Origin of the sequence: Novosphingobium sp. G106, from assembly GCF_019075875.1 — a bacterium.
In the GTDB taxonomy this organism is placed as follows: Bacteria; Pseudomonadota; Alphaproteobacteria; order Sphingomonadales; family Sphingomonadaceae; genus Novosphingobium.
This window is the reverse complement of sequence record NZ_JAHOOZ010000001.1, coordinates 5,867,501-5,887,867: the sequence shown is the minus strand read 5'-3', so window position 1 is coordinate 5,887,867 and position 20,367 is coordinate 5,867,501. Positions and strand designations below refer to the sequence as shown.

At 64.4% G+C, this 20,367-nt stretch carries 18 protein-coding genes (1 of these 18 running past the window's edge); 10 read left to right on the top strand and 8 right to left on the bottom strand.

The annotated features are described in order from the left end of the window. Positions 1–126 precede the first annotated feature (126 nt). Positions 127–810 carry a hypothetical protein gene (locus tag KRR38_RS28675; protein ID WP_254515020.1) on the top strand — a complete coding sequence of 228 codons (684 nt, stop codon included), beginning with the start codon at positions 127–129 and terminating at the stop codon, positions 808–810. Positions 811–922: 112 nt separating this feature from the next. After that, positions 923–1,672: an aquaporin Z gene (gene aqpZ / locus KRR38_RS28670; protein WP_217406784.1), complete on the top strand. Its 750-nt coding sequence runs from the start codon at positions 923–925 to the stop codon at positions 1,670–1,672. Between the two features lie 32 nt (positions 1,673–1,704). Here the strand turns inward: aqpZ and KRR38_RS28665 are convergent, their stop codons facing one another. Beyond that, complete coding sequence (locus tag KRR38_RS28665) at positions 1,705–1,920, bottom strand: hypothetical protein (RefSeq protein WP_217406783.1); 216 nt, start codon at positions 1,918–1,920, stop codon at positions 1,705–1,707. Between the two features lie 216 nt (positions 1,921–2,136). Between KRR38_RS28665 and KRR38_RS28660 the strand changes: the two genes are divergently transcribed. From KRR38_RS28660 to KRR38_RS28650, 3 genes are all read left to right on the top strand, one after another. Beyond that, the gene (locus tag KRR38_RS28660; RefSeq protein ID WP_217406782.1) at positions 2,137–3,687 is read left to right on the top strand and encodes an arylsulfatase; all 1,551 of its coding nucleotides are present in this window, start codon (positions 2,137–2,139) and stop codon (positions 3,685–3,687) included. 90 nt (positions 3,688–3,777) lie between these two features. Next, positions 3,778–4,542, top strand: coding sequence for a phosphatase PAP2 family protein (locus tag KRR38_RS28655; RefSeq protein ID WP_217406781.1), 765 nt, complete (start codon positions 3,778–3,780; stop codon positions 4,540–4,542). A 694-nt stretch (positions 4,543–5,236) separates the two neighbouring features. Beyond that, entirely contained in the window at positions 5,237–5,887 is a 651-nt protein-coding gene (locus KRR38_RS28650) for a response regulator transcription factor (RefSeq protein ID WP_217406780.1), read from the top strand. Here the strand turns inward: KRR38_RS28650 and KRR38_RS28645 are convergent. Then, the gene (locus KRR38_RS28645; RefSeq protein ID WP_217406779.1) at positions 5,852–6,982 is read right to left on the bottom strand and encodes a sensor histidine kinase; all 1,131 of its coding nucleotides are present in this window, start codon (positions 6,980–6,982) and stop codon (positions 5,852–5,854) included. The genes KRR38_RS28650 and KRR38_RS28645 overlap by 36 nt on opposite strands. Before the next feature lie 449 nt (positions 6,983–7,431). Between KRR38_RS28645 and KRR38_RS28640 the strand changes: the two genes are divergently transcribed. From KRR38_RS28640 to KRR38_RS28630, 3 genes are all read left to right on the top strand, one after another. Next, complete coding sequence (locus KRR38_RS28640; protein WP_217406778.1) at positions 7,432–8,925, top strand: aldehyde dehydrogenase family protein; 1,494 nt, start codon at positions 7,432–7,434, stop codon at positions 8,923–8,925. 289 nt (positions 8,926–9,214) lie between these two features. Then, positions 9,215–10,015: an IclR family transcriptional regulator gene (locus tag KRR38_RS28635; RefSeq protein ID WP_217406777.1), complete on the top strand. Its 801-nt coding sequence runs from the start codon at positions 9,215–9,217 to the stop codon at positions 10,013–10,015. 165 nt (positions 10,016–10,180) lie between these two features. Continuing rightward, positions 10,181–11,368, top strand: coding sequence for an amidohydrolase family protein (locus KRR38_RS28630; protein WP_217406776.1), 1,188 nt, complete (start codon positions 10,181–10,183; stop codon positions 11,366–11,368). Positions 11,369–11,445: 77 nt separating this feature from the next. Here the strand turns inward: KRR38_RS28630 and KRR38_RS28625 are convergent, their stop codons facing one another. From KRR38_RS28625 to KRR38_RS28615, 3 genes are read right to left on the bottom strand one after another with little or no spacing between them, the layout of a single operon-like run. Beyond that, a complete protein-coding gene (locus KRR38_RS28625) occupies positions 11,446–13,929 on the bottom strand; it encodes a TonB-dependent receptor (RefSeq protein WP_217406775.1) in 2,484 nt (827 codons plus the stop codon). A 44-nt stretch (positions 13,930–13,973) separates the two neighbouring features. After that, positions 13,974–15,275, bottom strand: coding sequence for an MFS transporter (locus tag KRR38_RS28620; RefSeq protein WP_217406774.1), 1,302 nt, complete (start codon positions 15,273–15,275; stop codon positions 13,974–13,976). A gap of 1 nt (position 15,276) precedes the next feature. Further along, on the bottom strand, positions 15,277–16,122 hold the full coding sequence (locus KRR38_RS28615; protein WP_217406773.1) for a TauD/TfdA family dioxygenase: 846 nt from the start codon (positions 16,120–16,122) through the stop codon (positions 15,277–15,279). Positions 16,123–16,362: 240 nt separating this feature from the next. Here KRR38_RS28615 and KRR38_RS28610 point away from each other — a divergent pair, with 240 nt between their 5' ends. Continuing rightward, positions 16,363–16,617 carry a GlsB/YeaQ/YmgE family stress response membrane protein gene (locus tag KRR38_RS28610; RefSeq protein WP_217406772.1) on the top strand — a complete coding sequence of 85 codons (255 nt, stop codon included), beginning with the start codon at positions 16,363–16,365 and terminating at the stop codon, positions 16,615–16,617. Between the two features lie 124 nt (positions 16,618–16,741). Further along, positions 16,742–17,980 carry an MFS transporter gene (locus KRR38_RS28605; RefSeq protein ID WP_217406771.1) on the top strand — a complete coding sequence of 413 codons (1,239 nt, stop codon included), beginning with the start codon at positions 16,742–16,744 and terminating at the stop codon, positions 17,978–17,980. Positions 17,981–17,983: 3 nt separating this feature from the next. Here KRR38_RS28605 and KRR38_RS28600 read toward each other — a convergent pair whose 3' ends face one another. From KRR38_RS28600 to KRR38_RS28590, 3 genes are all read right to left on the bottom strand, one after another. Continuing rightward, positions 17,984–18,874, bottom strand: a complete 891-nt coding sequence (locus KRR38_RS28600; RefSeq protein ID WP_217406770.1) for a LysR family transcriptional regulator — start codon at positions 18,872–18,874, stop codon at positions 17,984–17,986. A gap of 91 nt (positions 18,875–18,965) precedes the next feature. Next, positions 18,966–19,430, bottom strand: coding sequence for a nuclear transport factor 2 family protein (locus tag KRR38_RS28595; RefSeq protein ID WP_217406769.1), 465 nt, complete (start codon positions 19,428–19,430; stop codon positions 18,966–18,968). Between the two features lie 31 nt (positions 19,431–19,461). After that, on the bottom strand, positions 19,462–20,367 hold the 3' portion of the coding sequence (locus tag KRR38_RS28590) for a pyridoxamine 5'-phosphate oxidase family protein (protein ID WP_217406768.1). It continues 69 nt past the right edge of the window; 906 of the gene's 975 nt are visible here — the last part of the coding sequence; its start codon lies off the right edge, out of view — the gene reads right to left on this strand; its stop codon occupies positions 19,462–19,464.

Sequence of the window (20,367 nt, the reverse complement as noted above, 5' to 3'; positions counted from 1 at the left end):
CTACGACTATCGCGGCGAGCGTCAGACGCTGCCATCGGGGTTGTCCCCGATCTCCCGCTCGGGCTCCCCGGACCAGCGCGACAAGGCGATAGTGCCTTTCGACCCGTCGCTTTCGGGTTTCTCCCGATGGGTCCCCTCACCACGATCCGCCACAATCCGCAGATGACGGAGCTCTCGAAGGCAGAGAACCGCAAGGATGCGATCGTCGACGCGGTCGCCGCGATCGTACTCTCCGTCGCGGCTTTGCTGACCTCGTGGGCGAGCTTCCAGTCGGCCCTGTGGGACGGCGAGCAAGCCGCCAACTACACCCGTGCCGGTACGGCGCGCGTGCAGGCCAGCCTGCTGGCGACGGAAAACGGCCAGTCCGAGGCGGTCGATCTGGTCCTCTTCACCCAGTGGCTCAACGCCTACGCCGCCAAGGACCGGCGGCTGCAGGACTTCTACCATGAGCGGTTCCGCCCCGAGTTCCGGCGCGCCTTCGACACCTGGCGCGATCAGCAACCGCTGCACAATGGGCAAGCCGCCCACTCGCCTTTCGTGATGAAGGAATATGCCCCGGCGCTGGCGCAGAAGGCTGCTGCGGCCGACAAGCGCGCCGACGCGCTGTTCGACGAGGGCCAGCGGTGCAACGACGTCAGCGATGCCTATGTCGCGGCGACCGTTATCCTGGCCCTGGCACTGTTCCTCGCGGGCATCGGCCAGTCTTTCGATCGCCGACACCTGACCGCGGCGCTGACGCTACTCGCTGGCCTCGCCTGCGTATTCGGGCTGATCCAGCTCATTTCGCTACCCACGCTCTCGCTGGGCTGACGTGCACGTCGGTGAATCTCTGGAGGCTGCACAAGGGAGTTCAACCGATTGGCACGACCGCCGGCCGCTGCGATCCTCGCTCGTTCCCGGATCGACCGAAAGGAAGCGCGCGATGAGGTTGCGGACAGCGATAGCGGCCGAGGCGATCGGCACATTCTGGCTCGTTCTGGGAGGATGCGGCAGCGCGGTTCTCGCCGCCGGAGTTCCCGAAGTCGGGATCGGCATTATCGGCGTCTCGCTCAGCTTCGGGCTGACCGTGCTCACCATGGCCTATGCCTTCGGGCACATATCGGGTGCGCACTTCAATCCGGCCGTGACCATCGGCCTCTGGATCGGCGGACGCTTCCCGGCACGCGACATTCCACCCTACATCCTCGCCCAGCTGATCGGCGCGCTCGCGGCCACGGCGGTCCTGCTGATCATCGCGACGGGGCAGCCGGACTTCGACCTGGCAACCGTCGGCTTCGCCGAGAACGGCTACGGCGCCGCATCCCCCGGCGGCTATTCGTTCGATTCCGCACTGGTCACCGAGTTCGTCCTGACCGCGGGATTCCTGACGGTGATCATGGGCGCGACCGACGAACGCGCGCCGCAGGGCATGGCGCCGCTGGCAATCGGCCTAGCGCTCACGCTGATCCATCTCATCAGCATCCCGGTGACCAATACGTCGGTCAATCCGGCGCGGAGCACGGGGCCCGCGCTGGTGGTCGGCGGCCTGGCCCTGCAGCAGCTCTGGCTGTTCTGGCTGGCACCAATCGCCGGCGGCATCGCCGGCGCGGCCTTCTATCGCCTGTTCTTTGCGGCATCGCGGCACAGCACCGTACTTATCGTACATCGCAGAGAGTATGAGGCGACCTGGTAGCCATTACCGACGGCGCGCCCGACAGCCAGGACTTAGAAGAACGGGCGGCTGAGCAGGTTCAACGCCCGCGCCAGCCCGGCAAAGGGCCGCGCGCACTCCGCATGATAGGTACCGCTCATCTCGGCGCTTTCGCTGTCATCCGGGAAGCGCACCTCCTGGCTTTCCTGGTCGGGAAAGATCGGGAGGCGGCAATTCTTGCAGCACATGCCCCAGGGCTCGCCACCGTTCGGCGTGAAGTTGTAGGACATGGGCTCGCAGCAGGCTCCTGATCTGGAAATCCCGCATATCGTTCGGGGAAATACCCCGAAGCGTCTATTGGGGGTTACCCCTAAGGGTTACGGCGGGGCCCGTCTCCCGTCGATTGTCCGAAGTTACCTAGAGCGTTCCTAGGCGAAACCCGGATGGCTTAGGCGTTCCCGTTCGGCTTGAATCACGCGGCCGCCAATCCCGCGATGGAGCCCCTCATGCCCAAGACGCCGCAAGCAAAGCCCAACATCCTCGTGATCTGGGGAGACGACATCGGTCAAAGCAACCTGAGCTGCTACACCCACGGCCTGATGGGCTACCAGACGCCCAATATCGACCGCATTGCCCGCGAAGGCATGCTGTTCACCGACAGCTATGGCGAACAGAGCTGCACGGCCGGCCGCTCCTCGTTCATCACCGGGCAGAGCGTGCTGCGCACAGGTCTGTCCAAGGTTGGCATCCCCGCCTCGCCGGTCGGCATGAGCGAGAAGATCGTCACCATCGCGGCGCTGCTCAAGGAGCAGGGCTATGCCACCGGGCAGTTCGGCAAGAACCACCTCGGCGACCTCAACCACATGCTGCCGACCAACCACGGCTTCGACGAATTCTACGGCAATCTCTACCATCTCAACGCCGAGGAAGAGCCGGAGATGGACAACTATCCGACCAAGGAGGAACTCCCGCATTTCAAGGAGAAATTCGGCCCGCGTGGGGTGATCCACAGCTGGGCGACCGACAAGGACGACCCCACCGAGATGCCGCGGTGGGGCAAGGTCGGCAAGCAGAAGATCGAGGATACCGGCCCGCTCACCAAGAAGCGCATGGAAACCTGCGACGACGACTTCGTCGAGAAGGCGACGGCATTCATCAAGAAGGCACAGGCCGAGGGCAAGCCGTTCTTCGTGTGGCTCAACACGACGCACATGCACATGTTCACCCACACCAAGCCCGAGAGCCGCGGCCAGGCCGGCAAGTGGCAATCGCCCTATCACGACACGATGATCGACCACGACAAGAACGTCGGCCAGATGCTCGACCTGCTCGACGAACTCGGCATCGCCGACGATACCCTCGTGCAGTACTCGACCGACAACGGCCCGCACCGCAATTCGTGGCCGGACGGCGGCATGACGCCGTTCCGCAGCGAAAAGAACACCAATTGGGAAGGCGCGTTCCGCATCCCGATGCTGGTTCGCTGGCCGGGCAAGGTGGCGGCCGGATCGGTTTCCAACGGCATCGTCCAGCATCACGACTGGCTGCCGACCTTCCTCGAGATGGCGGGCGCTCCCCAGGTCGTCGACGAGCTCAAGAAGGGCTACAAGGCGAACGGCCGGACCTACAAGAACCACATCGACGGCAAGAGCCTGCTCGGCCACATCACGGGCAAGGAGAAGGAGAGCCCGCGCAACTTCTTTTTCTATATCAGCGACGACGGCGACATTCTTGCCATGCGCTACGACAATTGGAAGCTGGTGTTCCTCGAACAGCGCTGCCGCGGGACGATGCAAGTGTGGGCGGAGCCGTTCACGCGGCTGCGGGTGCCCAAGCTCTTCAACCTGCGCACCGATCCCTACGAGTTCGCGGACCAGACCTCGAACAGCTATTACGAGTGGTTCCTGTACAACGCCTATTACATCTACGCGGCGCAGACCGGCGCGGCGATGTTCGCGGCGAGCTTCAAGGACTTCCCGCCGATCCAGCGGCCGGGCAGCTTCACCATCGACGATGCGGTCGCGAAGATGGCCGACGCCGGCGCCGGCGCGAGCTGAGCACGTACCCGGGGCGACGCCGCTCGCCGCCCCGGGACGACTGCGCCTGGAGCACATAGGCTCGGTTCGGTCCGTTCGAAAGAAAAGGCCATGCAGCACCGATCGTTAGTCGCCGCCGCGCTCCTGGCCGTCGTTGTCGCAACCGGAGGCCGAAGCCAGGAAGCACCACAGCCGCCCGCCGGCTATCTCCCGCGTGACGCGCTGCCCAACAGCCTGGCGCTCCTCCCGCCGCCGCCGCCAGCCGGCAGCGCTGCTTTCGCGCGTGACGAGGAAGTGAGCCGGCAGACCGCACACGAACCCGGTGACCCGCGCTGGAACCTCGCCGCCTCCGACGCCGATCTCCGTTTCCCGCACGCGCTCTCCGCCTTCGCCTGTGCGCTCGGGGTAGTGCCCGATCCGCAGAAGACGCCGGCGCTCTACCGCCTCCTCGCGCGGATGGCGGTCGATGTCGGGCTCTCGACCTACAAGGTGAAAGACCGTTACCGGCGGATGCGGCCCTTCGTTGCCCACGGCAATAGGACCTGCCTGCCGCGCGACGAGGCGATGCTGCGCAGGGACGGCTCCTATCCCTCGGGCCACAGCGCGCTCGGCTGGGGCTGGGCGCTGGTCCTGGCCGAGCTCGAGCCCGAGAAGGCCGATGCGATCCTTCAGCGCGGACGCGATTTCGGACAGAGCCGACTGGTCTGCAACGCCCATTGGGCCAGCGACGTGGACGCCGGCCGCCTGGTCGCCGCGGCAACGGTCGCGCGCCTGCATGCTGACGAGGCATTTGCCGCCGATCTGGCGGCGGCGCGGCAGGAACTGGCGCGAAAACCTCGCTACGCACCTGCGGGTTGCGCGGGCGCGATGGATTGAATCCCAAGGCAATTCTTCCGCTACAAAGGGTTTCCCCCGATTGGCCAGTGCACCCAGAACCGTCATTCTGGGCCCAGATCGACAAAAAGGGGAGATTCGATGCAGGCTCCGATGTGCCGGATTCCACCGCTGAGTTCGCCTACTGCGGTGATGCGGGCAGCATCGGCACTAGGGCCTGCCGCAATATCAGACACGGCGTGTCTAACGCGATCGCCAATCCGCCGGGCCCAGCTCCGAAGTACCCCTCCCGACCCGGCGGAACCTGGGCCACCGGAACGGACTTCCCGGGCGCAGCCGGGAATCCGTTCCGGTGGTTCTTTGTATGGAACGCGTCGTCGCTGGCGCTTCGTCCTGCGGCGATCGGCGGCGCCCATTTCCTCGACATCGCATTCGAGGCATTGGCTGAGGCCCGGGCTATTCCCCGGGGCCATTTCTCCATTGCGCGACGCCGCCGATTTCTCGGCAATACCACCATGGACCCAATCCGCGATGGCACCGCTAAAATATGTGCTACCTCAGTTTTCGCACTCTTACCGGCAAATGCAGGGATATTCCCGATTGAAGGACCCGCCAATAGCGTGATGATCGCACGGGAGGCACATCGAAAAATCCGTGGCCTGTACTGCGTAGTCCGGCCTCGCCCGCGGTTTCGAACGCGCGCGGATCGCCGAAATGCTCCAGGAGTTACGTTCGCATGCGCCCCACGACATATCGGATACTGATCGCAGACGATCACCAGGCCATGCGCCAAGGCGTGCGAAGCCTACTGGAATCGCATTCCGCATGGCAGGTCGTGGCCGAGGCCAACGACGGTCGCGAGGCTCTGCGCCTGGCTCGCGAAACAAAGCCCGACATCGCCATACTCGACTATTCACTACCTCAGATGAACGGCCTGGAACTCACGCGTGCGATCAAGCATGAACTGCCGCGGACCGAGATCCTGATCTACACCATGCACGATCGCGAAAGTATTCTCGTCGACGTCCTGAGGGCCGGCGCGCGGGGATATGTGCTCAAGTCGGACAGCGGTACGCACCTGATCGCGGCGGTAGAGGCGCTGGTCATGCGCAGGCCCTATTTCTCGGGCGCCATTTCTGAAACGCTGCTCGAGCACTTCGTGGAGAGCGACCACAATTCGGGGCGAAGCATCGTCCTGACGCCGCGCGAGCGCGAAATCGTGCAGCTGATCGCCGAGGGTAAGATCAACAAGCAGATCGCCCATATGCTCGACATCAGCGTGAAGACGGTCGAGACTCATCGCGCCGCGGCGATGCATAAGCTCAAACTGCGGACGACGGCAGAGCTGGTGCTATATGCCGTTCGGAACAATATCGTGGAGCCCTGAGGGCGCGATCACCACGTCGGTACTGCGCCGTACGGGAAAGCTCGCCCTCACCTGCGTCCCCGTGACGCCGCGCTCGACGCGGAAGTGGCCGGCAAGCGATTCCACACGCTCACGCATGCTCGTGAGGCCGACGCCGACGGCCTCGGGCATGCGGCCCGTAAGGATCTCGGACGGTATGCCGATGCCGTTGTCTTTGATCTCCAGCACAAGATGCTTGGCCTGCATCTTCAGCGAGACGTTCACCACCGTGGCCTCGGCATGCTTGCTCACGTTCATCAGCGCTTCCTGGACGACGCGATAGAGCGCGATCTCCAGATCGGCATGGGCCTTCAATCGGCCAGCCGAGCTTTCGAAGGTCACCACCAATTGCGTGCGGCGCGCGAACCCCTTCAGGAAAGTGCTCAGCGCCTCGGCGATCCCGCCGGATGTCAGTTCGGGAGGATGAAGGACATAGCTCAGCGTGCGCATTTGGTGATGCGCCGATTGCAGTGCGCTTTCAATCTCTATGCAGGCGTCGGCGATCTGATCGGATGTCTGCGCCTTGCGCAGACACTCGAGCTTGACCTGGATCAGGGCCAGCTGCTGCGAGGTATCGTCGTGCAGGTCGCGTGCGATCCGCCGGCGCTCTTCGTCCTGGGCGCGCAGGATCTGGATCTGCTTTCGCCGGCGCGACAGCCGATCTTTTACGGCTGATCGCGCACCGGCCAGAACGATCAGGCTGAGGTTTCCGGGATAGGGTAAACGCATCGCCCTCACGGACAGGATCTGGGGTTCTGCTGTTAGCAGCTCGTAGGTGTCCTGCGCCAGACTAGCGGCCCCCACTGCGATCCTGCCGACCTGCTCCCGGACACGATCGAACGCCTCTTCGTCGAGCGGCAGCTGTCGAAGCACGTCTTCGAACGGCGAGCCGATGGCGATGGCGCTGAATTCCGCGCGCAACCGGCCGCCCTGCTCGCCCGCAAGATTGGATATCAGGATGCGCCCCTCTCCACCGACGACGAACATGGGCAAGGGAATGCCGTGAATGAGCTCGCGGAGTACTTCCAGGCGTTCGGCCGGCAGTTCGATGCTCCCCTTCATCGGGAAATCGACCACGGCCGAACCGCTGCCCTTGGCGGCATTATCGTGGCCCGACATTTCGATCGCTCCGCCCCTACAGTTTCCACTAATTACCTACCTCAAATAGTCACTATTCTCCATCAGCAATTACCCTGATTTATTTATGTATACATTACATGAGTTAAATAACTCACTCCCATTTCATTTGAATCCTATTTAATTAATATGGATCGTTCGATCTACATCGCAGTCCATCTTCGAATGCACTAGGCCGCCCGGAACTGACGATCCTCGTTCGCGTTGCGACTTGAACCAATCTCCTGCAGCTACGGCGGGGGCATCGGGCGGCTCCCTTGAGCGCAAAATCATGCTGCTGCCGGTTTAATCTCGACCGCCTCCCCGATTGATTGTCGCGGTAATTGGGATGTGTTTGTCGCGCGTGGCCCTTTGACGCCTCTCCGTCCTATATATATCGAGATATAGGAATGCCGCGCGGCGTTATCGACCCGCGCAACAACGGGATCGAGGAGAGCGTGATGAGCGATATTGCGGAGATGGACGCGCCGGTAGCAGGCGGGGTCATCCAGGTATTCAACCCCTCGACCGAGGAACGGATCGGCGAGGTTGCGGATAGCGACAAGGCGGCGGTCGATCGCGCGGTCGCCCGTGCCCGCGAGACCTTCGAGAAGGGCGTGTGGAAGAACCTGCCCGCCTCGCGCCGGGCCGAAATCCTCTGGCGCGCCGCCGATATCATCAAACAGCGTGCCGACGAGATTGCCGAGGTCGAAGCGATCGACAACGGCATGTCGCGCCCGCATGCGAAGAACCTGATCCTCGGTTCGTGCGAGATGCTCTACTACTACGCCGGCTGGATCACGAAAATCCACGGCGATGCCGTCGACATCATTACCGAAGGCGGCATCATGGGTACCTTCCAGGAGTACCACGGCTATTCGCTGCTCGAGCCGATCGGCGTCGTCGGCCTGATCATTCCGTGGAACGGGCCGTTCTACGTCGCCATCTGCAAGATCGCCCCCGCGCTCGCCGCCGGCTGCAGCGCCGTGCTCAAGCCGGCCGAGGAGACGCCGCTGAGCGCGCTCAAGCTCGAGAGCATCTTCCGCGACGCCGGCGTGCCCGAAGGCGTGCTCAACGTGCTGACCGGCAACGGCGAGACCACCGGCGCTGCGCTCGCTGCCCATCCTGACGTCAACAAGATCTCGTTCACCGGTTCGACCGAAGTCGGCAAGCTGCTGGTCAAGGCGGCAGCCGGCAATCTCAAGCGGCTCCAGCTCGAACTCGGCGGCAAGTCGCCGCTGATGATGTTCAACGACGCCGACCTGACCCGCGCGATCCCGGGCGCGGCGATCGGCCTGCTCGTCAATTCGGGCCAGAACTGCTGCTGCACCTCGCGCATGTATGTCCAGCGCGGCATCTACGAGGAGGTCGTCGACAAGCTCGCAGCAGCGGCGAAGTCGTTCCGCATGGGCGGTAGCGAGGACACCGACGTCGATCTCGGCCCGCTGATCAGCGCCAAGCAGCGCGACCGGGTGCTCGGGATTGTCAACGAAGGCGTCGCCCGCGGCGCCACCGTGGTCACGGGCGGCAGGGCGATGGACCGGCGGGGCTATTTCGTCGAGCCGACGATCCTGACCGGGACCACGCCCGACATGCGCCTCATCACCGACGAGATATTCGGACCGGTCGGTTCGATCATTCCCTTCGACGAGGAAGAAGAGGTGCTCGGCTGGGCCAACGACACCGAATACGGCCTGGCGGCGACCGTCTGGACCGAGAACATCGGCCGCGCGCACCGGCTGGCCAAGCGCATCCAGTCGGGCCTCGTCTGGGTGAATTGCGCGCTGGCGGCCGACCAGTCGCTGCCGTTCGGCGGCTACAAGCAGTCCGGCTGGGGCCACGAACGCGGCTGGAAGGGCATCGAGTCCTACATGAACACCAAATCGGTATTCGTGGGGCTCTGACCTGACCGGCCGCCCCCGGCGGGCTGGTTACGGCTAGGGCGAGTTGAGAGATGAACACGGCAGATCGTCACGCGGGGCCGAGCGCAAGCTCGGCCCCGAACCTGTTGGACGGCGCAAAGCAACAATCATTGCCCGGCGCGGCTGGCTGATCAGCCGGATCATGCGGACGCTGGCGCGCCTCAGCCTTGGCGATTTTGAGTGACGGCACGGCCATCGCAGGCATAGGTAGACCCGAGAGGAGGACCACGACGCGGCGCCCTCGCGCGTCAAGATGGGAGTAGAGACCGAGTTGCCCCGCAAACGCGCAATTGGCCCCGACGTTGTTTTCGTCGACGCGCGGCCGCAACTTGACGGTTCCGTGGTCAAATCGGCGCAGCGGGTCATCCAGTTGCTCGAACTCTTCAGCGACGTGCGGATCGGCATCACGGTCGCCGACGTCGCCTCGAAGCTCAAGATGCCGCAGTCGAGCACCTCGGCCCTGCTGCGCAGCCTGCACACGCTCGGCTACCTGGCGATCGACGAGGAGAAGCGGACCTACGCGCCCACCAGCCGCGTCGCCCTGCTCGGCCACTGGATCGACCCGCTGCTGGTGCGCGAGGGGCCGATCCTGCAGATGACCCGTGCGGTCAGCGCAGAAGCCGGTTTCGACACTTTCCTGGCGATCCGCAACAAGCTGCACGTGCAGATCGTCTACCGCCAGCATTCGGCGGGCATGATCTCGCACAGCCTGACGGGCGCCGGCAGCTTCATGACGCTCGCCGCGACCGGCCATGCGCTGATGTACGACATGTCGGAGCGCGAGGTGACCAAGCTCGTCACCGCCACCAACGCGCGGCTCCCAGACGGCGTGCCGTCAGTCAGCGCGCGCGAACTGTTCGACAAGCTGGCTGCCGTGCGCAGGGAAGGCTTCGCGATCGGACCGGCGATGCGATCGCAGAACAATATGACCGTCGCCGTGCGCCTGCCCGATACTACGGTGGAGCCCATGGTCATCGGCATCAGCGTGCCGCTGGAGAACTTCGGCGACGATCCGCACGTTTGGGGCAACATCCTCAAGAACGCGGTGCAGCACTGGCTCTGCGAGGGCTGAAAAGCGCTGGTTGGCGCACATCCATGATAGTTGGGACGCCGGCGGTGAATTCGATTTAGCGCCTCTTCCCGCCGTGCAAGAGACAGTCTTGCCCGGCCCCGCAGCAGCGCGCGAGATCCTCGTTTTCGCCACTGCCGCCGCGCCGCTTCCTGGCAGGAGAGGACTATGACGATAACAGCCGAAGTCGACGTCAACCGCGTGTTCGAAGCCGATCCGCGCGTGGCGGACTATGTGGTCGATGCCGACGTCCACGTGACGCCGCCGCCGACCTTCTGGGCCGAATATCTTTCGCCCAAGTACCAAGCCCAGGCGCCCAGGGTCGAGACCGACGGCGAGTTCGACTACATCGTGTTCGAGGGAGAGCGCCGCAAGGTGAACCTCATGCAATCGCAGGCAGGCCGCAAGTTCGATGAGTACAAGAATTCTGGCCGCTTGTCCGACATGCGTGTCGGCGGCTGGATGACCGACCAGCGGCTCGACGACATGAACCGCGACGGCATCGACAAGGGCGTGGTCTTCGGTGGCGGGCCGCTGCAGACCGGCGACCTCGACCTCTACATGGACAGCTTCGACGCCTTCAACCGCTGGCAGTCGGACTTCTGCGCGGATTCAAACGGCCGCCTGTTCAGCGCCGCCTTTCTGCCCATGGTCGATGTCCAGCACACGATCGGCATGATGCGCGCGGCGCGGGGGCGCGGCGACGTCGCCGTGAACCTGCCAGCCTTCCCGCAGTCGGTCGACAAGTTCACGAAGAAGGATGCGGTCTGGCAGGCGATGACGGGGGACGTCGGCGGCTTCCGCCAGTATCGCGACGCCGAGTTCGATCCGCTCTGGGCCGCCGCGGTCGAGCTCGACATGCCGATCACCTTCCATCTCGGTGCGCGCGTCTCGCGCTTCAAGGACAAGACCAACTTTCTGCCCGACATCGTCATGGGCAAGCCAGCGATGCTCGAGGTCGTCTCGATAATGATTTATGGCGGCGTCTTCGACCGCTTCCCAGACCTGCGCATCGGCTTGATCGAGAGCGGCGTGGGCTGGATCCCCTGGGCGGCCAACTACATGGACCGGACCTGGGAAATGCAGCGCCACTGGACCGAGTGCGACATCAAGCACGCGCCGAGCCACTATTTCGACCAGAACGTCTACGCCTCGTTCATTTCCGATCCGATCGGGGTGAAGCTGCGCGACCAGCCGGGCGGCAAGAACATCATGTGGTCGTCGGACTATCCGCACTCCGAAACCACCTTCCCGCACTCGCACAGGGTGATCGAGGAGAACTTCCGCGGCGTGTCGAAGGAAGACACGCACTGGATCGTCGCGGGCTGCGCCGAGAAGTTCTTCGGCCTGAAATAGGCGTATCGCCCGGGGGGGCAAAAAGAGAGCGGCCGCGGATCACTCCGCGGCCGCTTTTTCGTTGATACTGAAAAGGCTTATTCGCTGAAGCGGTACTTCAGCCGGAAGCCCCACATCCGCGGCGGCGCATAGAGCAGGCTCTCGAAACCGGCGGAGTTGTAGGAGGTGCCCACCGCGACCTGGGAAATATTGTTGGTCAGGTTGGTGACGAAGAAAGCGACGTCGACGGGCTGTCCCATGACGTTGTCCCAGTTGACGTTGAGGTTGACGATATTGGTCGCCGGCAGGTCCCAGTACTGCGGCAGGGTCGCCTTGGTGAAGGCCTGCTTGGCGGTGTAGACATAGGTCGCGCCCAGCGAGACCTGGCCCACGCTCTCGGGCACCGGCAGCGTGTAGGTCCCCGTCAGCGAGACCCGGTGCTTGGGCGACAGCGGCAGCGGATCGCCGACCGAGGCCGAAGGGATCAGCGCCGAATAGGGCGCGCCCGCCGGGATCGGCGGCACGGTGATCGACTTCACCTTGGTATCGAGGAAGGTATAGCCGAGATCCAAACGCAGCGCGCCCAACAGGGTCGCCGAAGCGTCAGCCTCGATACCCTGAATGCGCGACTTGCCCGCATTGATGATCGGCGCCGAACCGTTGAAACCCGCGACATTGGAAATGCCGTTGGCGACGATCTGCTGGTTGCGGAAGTCGTTGTAGAAGGCGGCGACGTTGAAATAGCCGGGCACGGCGCCGCGGAAGCTGGTCTTGGCGCCGACCTCGTAGAGGTCCACCTGCTCGGGCTTCCACACCTCGAAACCGATGTTGGTGATATTGATGCCGCCCTCGCGATAGCCGCGCGCCCATTTGGCATAGAGCAGAATGTCGTCGCTAGGCTTGTAGTCGAGATCGATCAGCCAGGTCGGCTTGTTCGATTCCTGGCGGAAGAGCACGGCGCACTGCTCGGCGTTCTGCACCACCAGATTGCCGAAGCGCACGGTATCATTGCAGGTGCGGGTGTTGGGCAGCCGGATGCGGGTCGACTGGCCAAGCGCACGGACCTTGTCCATCGTGTAGCGGATGCCCCCCGTCAGACTGAGCTGCTCGGTGAGCTTGAAGGTTCCCTGCCCGTAGAGCCCCTTGTTGTCGTACCAGAACTTGGTCGCCGAATTCTGCATCGAGCCGAGGCCGAGCGGGTTGGTGCAGGTCGAAAGCTGTTCGGGCACCGAGCAGTTGAGCAGGCCCGCCGAATAGGCGGCGTTGAAGCCCATCGGACGCGCCATCTCGAGATAGCCGCCGATCTGCCAGTTGAAGCGCCCGTCGGGCGTTTCGCCCTGGATCTGGAGTTCCTCGGTAAAGGTAGACTCCGCCGCAAGGTCGTTGTTCGGCGCCGGGTTGATCAGCACGTACTGGAACTTGGCCCCTGCGGTCTGGGGTGGCAGGGGCAGTCCAGGCGCGATCCGCGGCGCCGGATTGGTGACCGAGAAGTTATCGCCGTTGAGGCTGAAGCTCGCCCGCTCGCGATACTCCTGGTAGCTGACGATGTTCTTGATGCGAATATTGTCGGTCGCCTGCCAGGTCGTCGTGTTGATCACCTGCCAGTGATGGATGTCGAGATAGGGATTGGCGTTGTCGACCTCGATGTCGAGCGGTCCGTCGCCGCGTGCGCTCTGGCGATCGAGTTGGGCGCAGGCCGCGGAACCCATGATCGCCTGGGAGATCTGCGCCGGATTGGTCACCAGGAAGCCGGGCGTGAAGCGCCGGTCGCAGGCAACGAGGCGTGCGCCGTAGCCCCGCGAGAACGAATGGCTGTAGGTCGCGATCGTGTAGTTTTCGAGCTCGGGCGTCAGGTCGGCTACGATGCTGAGGCGACCGGCGAAATAGTTGAGGTCGTTGTAGCTGTCGGGCCCGATGCCCGAATGGTTCTTCATGTAGCCGTCGCGCTTGTTGCGATCGACCGCCAGACGGACCTTGAACGTGTCGGCCAGCGGGATGTTGAGCACGCCCTGAAGGCGCCACATGTCATAGTTGCCGGCCGATCCCTCGATCGAGCCTTCGAGCTTGTCGGTGGGCTTGTGCGGCACGAGCAGCACTGCGCCGCCAGTGGTATTGCGGCCGAACAACGTGCCCTGCGGCCCCTTGAGCACCTGCACGTTCTGCAGGTCCATGAACGAGCCGGTCGGCGCGGTATTGCCCGAAGTCGTACCGGCCTGGACACGCGGCGCGACGACGTCCGCGAAGTAGACGCCAACCGATGCCGAAGTGCCGTTCTCCTGCACGAAGCCGCGCAGCGCGAACGACGATTTCTCCGGCCCGAAGCGCTGGTTGACCGACAGCGAAGGTGTGTAGGTGCCGAGGTCGGTGGCCGTGACGATATTGCGGTCGCTGATCTGCTGCTGGCTGAACACGGTAATCGAGATCGGCACGTCCTGCAGCCGCTCTTCCTGGCGGCGGGCGGTGACGATGATGTCGCTGCCGCCAGCCTCCCCGTCGGCGCTCTGGGCAAAGGCCGGCGCCGCCGACACGATGCAGAGCGCTCCGCTCAGATAGAGCGCCGCCTTGCGCATGGAATGGTTCATCTCAGTCTCCCCCACTTTTGTTTGTTATCGATGGATGGTCTTAGTCAGCCCGCCTGCTCCACGGGCAGCGGGCCTGAATGCCCGGGCCGGTGCGGCCTCGCGGCGGAGCTTTCGCCGTCGAAGTCGGGATAGTCGCCCAGCGCCAGGAACAGCCCGGCGCAGACCAGCAGAGCGACGAACAGGATCGGCACGACCACCGCATAGGAACCGAACTTGTCGAGCAGCAGCGCCATGAACCAGGGCCCGGCGCCCGCACCGAGCGAGAAGACGCCGGAAACGATCCCGAAGATCGCGCCGAAGCTGTGCACGCCGAAGAACTTGGCGGTGATGTAGCCGAGCACATCGCCCTCGGCCCCAACGCCGACACCGAACAGGATCGCAATGAGGCCGCCCGCGACCGGGCTGATCGGCAGGAGATAGTAGATCACGCAGGCCAGCGCGGGCAGCAGCAGGCTGATCATGCCGATCACCTTGGCCGAATAGCGATCGAGCAGTGCGCCGCCGACGATCCGTCCCGCCAGCGCCGCTGCGCCGAACAGGCCGGCCAAGACCGCTGCGGTACGCGCGTCGAGACCCTTCTCGCCGAACATCGGCACGAGATGGACCTGCATCGAGGCTAGCCCGACGCCGATCAGGAAAGCGATCAGCGCGATCATCCAGAAGGCGCGCATCCGCGCGGCCTGCTGGATCGACAGGCCCTTGGGCATCGCCGCGCCTTCATCGAACGAGACTTGTTTCGTGCCCGGCGTCGGCGGACAGGCCCGCAGGCCCAGCACGCAGGCAGTTATGGCAATAAGGCCCAGCACGCCGGCGAGGATCGGAAAGGTCGCGCGCCAGCCGAAGTTCTCGACCGAGAGCTGCGTCAGGATCGGCACGAAGATCGCCAGCACGCCCGATCCCGCCATGACCAGCGCGAAAGCCATGCCGCGCGCCGCATCGAACTTCTGCGCGACCCAGAGCATCCACAGGTTGCTCTTCACCAGCACGCCGACCACCGCGAGCAGGCTCCAGCCGAAGATCCATTGCGCCTGGCTGTGCGAGAACAGGCCTAGCCCGGCGAAAGCCAGAAGGAACAGCGGCAGGCCCGGCAGGATGATCCGCGTGAGCCCGTAACGCTGCGCCAGCCAGCCCGCGAAAGGCGATCCCGGCACCGAAATGACGGCGCAGATGAAGATGCCGAAAGTGATCGTGCTGTTGCTCCAGCCGGTACTCTGCGCGATCGGCTTGAGGAAGACGCCCATGGTGGCGAACTGGATCTGCGAGGCCGCGGCGCCGAACAGGCCGGCGCAGACCGATGGCCAGCCGAGCCGCCATTCGCGTCGCGTAACCGGGTTGAGATTCAGCATGTCAGGCGCCGATCACAGCCTGGCCTTCGACCGAAACGCGCGCCATGCGGCGATCACCCGTGTGATCGGGCACGCCGTAGTGCTGCACCGCGCGGTTGTCCCAGACCGCGATGTCGCCATCGCTCCACTTCCAGCGCACCTGGTATTCGGGACGCTTGATCTCGTCGGAGAGATCGCGAAGCAATGCGGCGCTTTCGGCCTTGTCGAGCCCGACGATGTCGATCGTCTGGCTGTCGTTGGTGTAGAGCACTTTCGCGCCGGTCTCGGGGTGTATGCGCACCACCGGCTGCTCGACCTCGGGATAGCGCCTGGCCTGTTCCTCGAGGATCTTGGGATCGGTGAAGCGCGGATAGCGGCTGATGATGAAAGCGAAGCTCGAGCGATAGCGCAGCTTGGCGATCCGCTGCTGCATCACCTCGGACAGCCCGGCATAGGCCGCGACCGCCGAAGAGAAGCAGGTATCCCCGCCAAAGGGCGAGGCCTGGACCGCGCGCAGGATCGTCAGCGCAGGCGGGACCGGCAGATAGCAGCCGTCGCTGTGCCAGACGTTGGCCGCCTGGTCCTTTGCGCCGCCAATCGACTGCTGATAGCCGACGCGCGGCTTGTCCGGATCGTCGTCAAACCCCGGCACCTTGCCGAACACCTGGCCGAGCGCGATGAACTGGTCCTCGTCGATCGCCTGCTCGCGCAGGAAGATGACGCCGTGCTTCAACAGCGCGTCGCGCAGCACCTGCTTCTCGTCCTCGCTCTGCGGACGGCGCAGGTCGACGTTCTCGACCACGGCGCCGATCGCCGGCTGCAGCGGCACGACTTCGAGCGGTTTCACCAGAACGGCGCTATTCGACATCGATATTCTCCCTCTCGCGCCGTGGTCCGGCGGCGATCGCCGTCTCCGCCCGATTGGCTCGGGTTCGGGACAACGCTGGGCGATGCTAAGCGAACAAGCGCTTGGAAGTGCAGCCAATAGGGCTAAGCGGCGGGATTTAGCACATATGTGCGTCTACCCGGTCAACTGTCTGGACAGACTCCGAGCGCGGACCCGGAACAAGGCGGGGTCCCAAGCGTCTCTTGGCCAAGGAGACAAAACATGAGCCTTCTCATCATACTTCTTGTCGGCATGCTCGTCGGCTGGCTGGCGAGCGTTGTCACCGGCACCGGCGGCGGCTTCATCTTCGACATGGTCGTGGGCATTCTGGGCGCGCTTGTCGCCGGATGGCTTTTCGGCGGCGGCGCATCGTTCCTCACCGGCGCGATCACGCTGATGTCGGTGGTTTACTCGGTTGTCGGCGCCATAATTCTCCTGCTGATCGTGGGCTTGGTACGCGGCCGTCGGTGGGTTTGAACCGGTAGCCTGACCGGAGATTCCTCCGAGAGGAAAACGCGCGGCAACCATTTGAAGTCTTTCCACTGCCATCCCTTCCCGCCATAGCCGGCGCAGACCGCAAAAAGCGGCGGGGAGAGAAGGCATGCGCATCTACTACGGCTGGTTCATCGTCGCGATAACCGTCGTCACCTTCGCACTGGTGATCGGCGCGTCGATGCAGTCCTATGGACTGTTCGTGCTGCCGGTCTCGGAAGCCTTCGGCCTGACCCGCGCCGAGATGAATACGGGCGCGATCCTGCTCAATCTCGGCATGGCTGTCGTTTCCCCCTTCCTCGGCCGGATGATCGACCGCTTCCCTGCTCGGCCGATCATGATGATCAGCGGGCTCGTCTTCGGCGGCAGCCTGGCAATCCTGGGGCTTTCGACCAGCCCGCTGCTCAGCGCCGTGGTGATCGCGCTGCCGCTGGGCGCGGCGGTCGTTGGCTGCGGTACGCTGACCTCTCCGGCGCTGGTCTCGCGCTGGTTCACGGTCCACCGCGGGCGAGCGCTCGCCATCTCGACCATCGGCATTTCGATCGGACCCGTCGTCGTCACGCCGCTGGTGGGAGCCATGATCGAGGCGATGGGCTGGCGGCAGACGCTCGTCGTGCTGGGCGTGGCCAGCGGATTGCTGATCGCGGGCATGGCGGTGCTTGTCCGCAATCTGCCCGGGCCCGGCGACAAGGAACCTGGCGCAGCGCACGCGTCAACGATGCAGACCGAGGGCGAGGGCCCGGCAGGTGCGGTGCTCACGATCGGCCAGTTGCTGCGTCAGCCGAAGTTCTGGACGATCGCCATCGGCTGCGCCCTGGTCTTCGCGATCCTGACGACGGATATCGTCTCGCTGGTCCCGCTCGCCCAGGGTGAGGGCTTCTCCACCACCCAGGCCGCGAGCCTGATGTCCGCCTACGGCATCTGCGCAGTGATCGGCGCACTCATCTTCGCCTGGGTCGGCGACCGCTTCGACCAGGTCATCATTTTCGCCGCGATGGCAGCGATTATCGGCACCGCCAATGCCGGACTGCTGGTCGTCCACGGCTATGTCCCTATCCTAGCCTGCGCCGGCCTCATCGGGCTGACGGGCGGCATGACCTCTCCCGGCTTCATGGCGCTGATCGCCGAATATTTCGGGACCGCCTCGTTCGGCATCGCCATCGGCACGGCGAGCTTCATGTCGACTTTCGTCAGCGCCATCGCCGTGCGTTTCGGCGGTGAGGTGTTCGACCGGACCGGCGGCTACGATCTGATGCTATTGTCTTTCTTCTTCATCGGCCTGGTTGCGGCGGCGCTGCTGCTGGCAACACGCTTCGTCGCCCGCCCGAGGGAAGCTTCTCTGTCCTAGAGCTCAGTTCAGAAGGCGATTTGCCCGCAGCCGCTCCACGGCCAGGTCCACGAATGCGCGGACCTTGGCCGGCGCATGACGACCCTCCGCGTAAAGCACATGGATGGGCAGCGGCGGTTCCTCGTGGTCCGCGAGGACGATCTGCAACGTGCCTGCAAGCAGGGCCGGACCGATCTGATAGTTCAGCACTCGCGTCAGCCCCCACCCCGCTTCGGCGGCGGCGATCACCGCTTCGTTGGTGTTGCATTGCAGGCCGGGATGAACCGTCACCCGCTGATCGCGGGCGAAGCGCCATTCGGGAGAAGCCCAGGCTCCGGTCGAAGCCGCGATGCGGTGGTCCTTGAGGTCGCTCGGCACTCTCGGCACCTCGTGTCGTTCGAAATAGGCCGGTGATCCGCAAACCACCCGCCGCACCGAGCCGACCTTGATGGCGGTGAAACCCGAATCCGCCAGGTGGCCGATGCGGACCGCGACGTCGATGCCCTCCTCGACGATGTTCACCTGGCGATCGACCAGAAAGGCGCGCCCGTCCATAGCCGGATGCGCGTCGAGATATTCGAGCATGACCGGGAGCACGTAGATCTTCCCGAAAAGCGTCGCCGCAGTCACGCTCAGCGTCCCCGAAGGCTTGGCATAGGAACCGGCAGCAAAGGCCTCGGCCTCGGCAATGTCGGCCAGGATGCGGCGGCAATCCTCGAGATATCGGCTGCCTGCTTCGGTCAGCTTTACCGAGCGCGTGGTCCGCACGAACAGCCGCGCGCCGATGACATCCTCGAGCGCCGCGACCGCGCGGGTCACGGCGGGCGCACTCATGTTCAGCTGGCGCGCGGCTTCGGAAAAGCTCGCCGTATCGGCGACCTTCACGAAGATGCGCATGGCTTGCCAGCGGTCCATCGCTTGCTTTCCTCGGGGGCGCGTCCGGATCGTCCACCCGGAAGTTCTGTACAGAAATCCGGGCGCAAAAGTAGCCGGGCGCGACCAAACCTCAGAAGCCGAAATGGCTGAGCCCGGGGTGATCGTCCGGCCGGCGGCCGAGCGGCCAGTGGAACTTGCGGTCGGCTTCGGCGATAGGCTGCTCGTTGATGCTGCTATGACGCGCGCGCATCAGCCCGTCATCGTCGAATTCCCAATTCTCGTTGCCATAGGCGCGGAACCATTGGCCGCTGTCGTCATGGTATTCGTAGGCATAGCGCACCGCGATGCGGTTGCCGGCGTAAGCCCAGAGCTCCTTGATCAGCCGGTAGTCGAGTTCGCGGTTCCACTTGCGCGTCAGGAAGGCCTCGATTTCCGCGCGTCCGGTGAAGAATTCGGCGCGATTGCGCCAGCGGCTGTCGGCGCTGTAGGCCAACGTGACCTTGGTGGGATTGCGGCTGTTCCAGCCATCCTCGGCTAGGCGGACCTTCTCGATGGCGCTTTGCTCGTCGAACGGTGGCAAGGGCGGACGGGACATGGAGAACTCCTTTGGCGGTGCGGATCGAAACTCAGGAATGCTGCGGCCAGTCCCCGGTTCGTAGCGCAAAGGGCGACCAACCGTCCTCGCGAAATTCCCAGCGCAGCGGCAGCGCCGCCGGCCGCCACACGACGCGGCGCGCGCGGAACTTCCACAGGCGCTCGGCGCCCGCCAGCTCGGCGATCTCGGGCGAGTCCAGGATCACTTCGGCATCCCCGCTCAATTGCAGCAGGTCGCCGGTCTCGAAATCCACGAACAGGAGCCCGGCGTTGCCGTTGACGAGGATGTTGCCCAGCGTCGAGAAGAACATGTTGCCCGAGAAATCCGGGATCGTGAGCGTGCCGTCGTCGCCGATCCGGACGAAGCCCGGCCGGCCGCCACGGTGCGAGACATCGACTTGGCGGCGCCCCCCTTCATCGGCATAGGACGCGACGAAGAAGGTATCGGCCGCGGTGATCATGACTCGCGCCGCAGCATCCAGCTCGGCGCTTTCGAGCACCTCGCCGGCGAAGGGCTCGGCGGGATCACGAACGAAGATATAGTCGCGAAGCTGAATGTACTTGGGGCAATTGCCGAAGCTCTGATCGAGTTCGAAATGCAGCGTCCCCGCAGTTGACCCGCGCAGCACCCCGTTCGCTCGATTGCGGCGCCGGGTGTGGAGTTCGATCCCCAGCAGACCGACGGCATCGCCTTCGCCAAGGCCTTCGCTCGCCGGATCGGCGGGGTCTAGCCCGACCTGCAACTCCAGAATCGTCGGGCTAGGCGAGGAGACGAAACCCGGCCTACCCGCCAGCAGCGTCGCCCAGGCATCACCGCCGCTATCGACGCTTCCCGCGACGACAAAGGGCAACTGCGCATAGAACGCGCGATGCTGGTCGGGCATGAACGGGCGGATCACCTGGCGCCCCACCTCTTCCATCCGTTCGGCAATACCGAA

What these genes read in the sequence shown, in the direction of transcription:
- KRR38_RS28650 (WP_217406780.1), top strand. Translation starts at nt 5,237, where the DNA reads ATGCGCCCCACGACATATCGGATACTGATCGCAGACGATCACCAGGCC.
- KRR38_RS28610 (WP_217406772.1), top strand. Translation starts at nt 16,363, where the DNA reads ATGAGCCTTCTCATCATACTTCTTGTCGGCATGCTCGTCGGCTGGCTG.
- aqpZ (WP_217406784.1), top strand. Translation starts at nt 923, where the DNA reads ATGAGGTTGCGGACAGCGATAGCGGCCGAGGCGATCGGCACATTCTGG.
- KRR38_RS28660 (WP_217406782.1), top strand. Translation starts at nt 2,137, where the DNA reads ATGCCCAAGACGCCGCAAGCAAAGCCCAACATCCTCGTGATCTGGGGA.
- KRR38_RS28630 (WP_217406776.1), top strand. Translation starts at nt 10,181, where the DNA reads ATGACGATAACAGCCGAAGTCGACGTCAACCGCGTGTTCGAAGCCGAT.
- KRR38_RS28605 (WP_217406771.1), top strand. Translation starts at nt 16,742, where the DNA reads ATGCGCATCTACTACGGCTGGTTCATCGTCGCGATAACCGTCGTCACC.
- KRR38_RS28665 (WP_217406783.1), bottom strand. Translation starts at nt 1,920, where the DNA reads ATGTCCTACAACTTCACGCCGAACGGTGGCGAGCCCTGGGGCATGTGC.
- KRR38_RS28640 (WP_217406778.1), top strand. Translation starts at nt 7,432, where the DNA reads ATGCCGCGCGGCGTTATCGACCCGCGCAACAACGGGATCGAGGAGAGC.
- KRR38_RS28600 (WP_217406770.1), bottom strand. Translation starts at nt 18,874, where the DNA reads ATGGACCGCTGGCAAGCCATGCGCATCTTCGTGAAGGTCGCCGATACG.
- KRR38_RS28620 (WP_217406774.1), bottom strand. Translation starts at nt 15,275, where the DNA reads ATGCTGAATCTCAACCCGGTTACGCGACGCGAATGGCGGCTCGGCTGG.
- KRR38_RS28615 (WP_217406773.1), bottom strand. Translation starts at nt 16,122, where the DNA reads ATGTCGAATAGCGCCGTTCTGGTGAAACCGCTCGAAGTCGTGCCGCTG.
- KRR38_RS28595 (WP_217406769.1), bottom strand. Translation starts at nt 19,430, where the DNA reads ATGTCCCGTCCGCCCTTGCCACCGTTCGACGAGCAAAGCGCCATCGAG.
- KRR38_RS28675 (WP_254515020.1), top strand. Translation starts at nt 127, where the DNA reads ATGGGTCCCCTCACCACGATCCGCCACAATCCGCAGATGACGGAGCTC.
- KRR38_RS28655 (WP_217406781.1), top strand. Translation starts at nt 3,778, where the DNA reads ATGCAGCACCGATCGTTAGTCGCCGCCGCGCTCCTGGCCGTCGTTGTC.
- KRR38_RS28625 (WP_217406775.1), bottom strand. Translation starts at nt 13,929, where the DNA reads ATGAACCATTCCATGCGCAAGGCGGCGCTCTATCTGAGCGGAGCGCTC.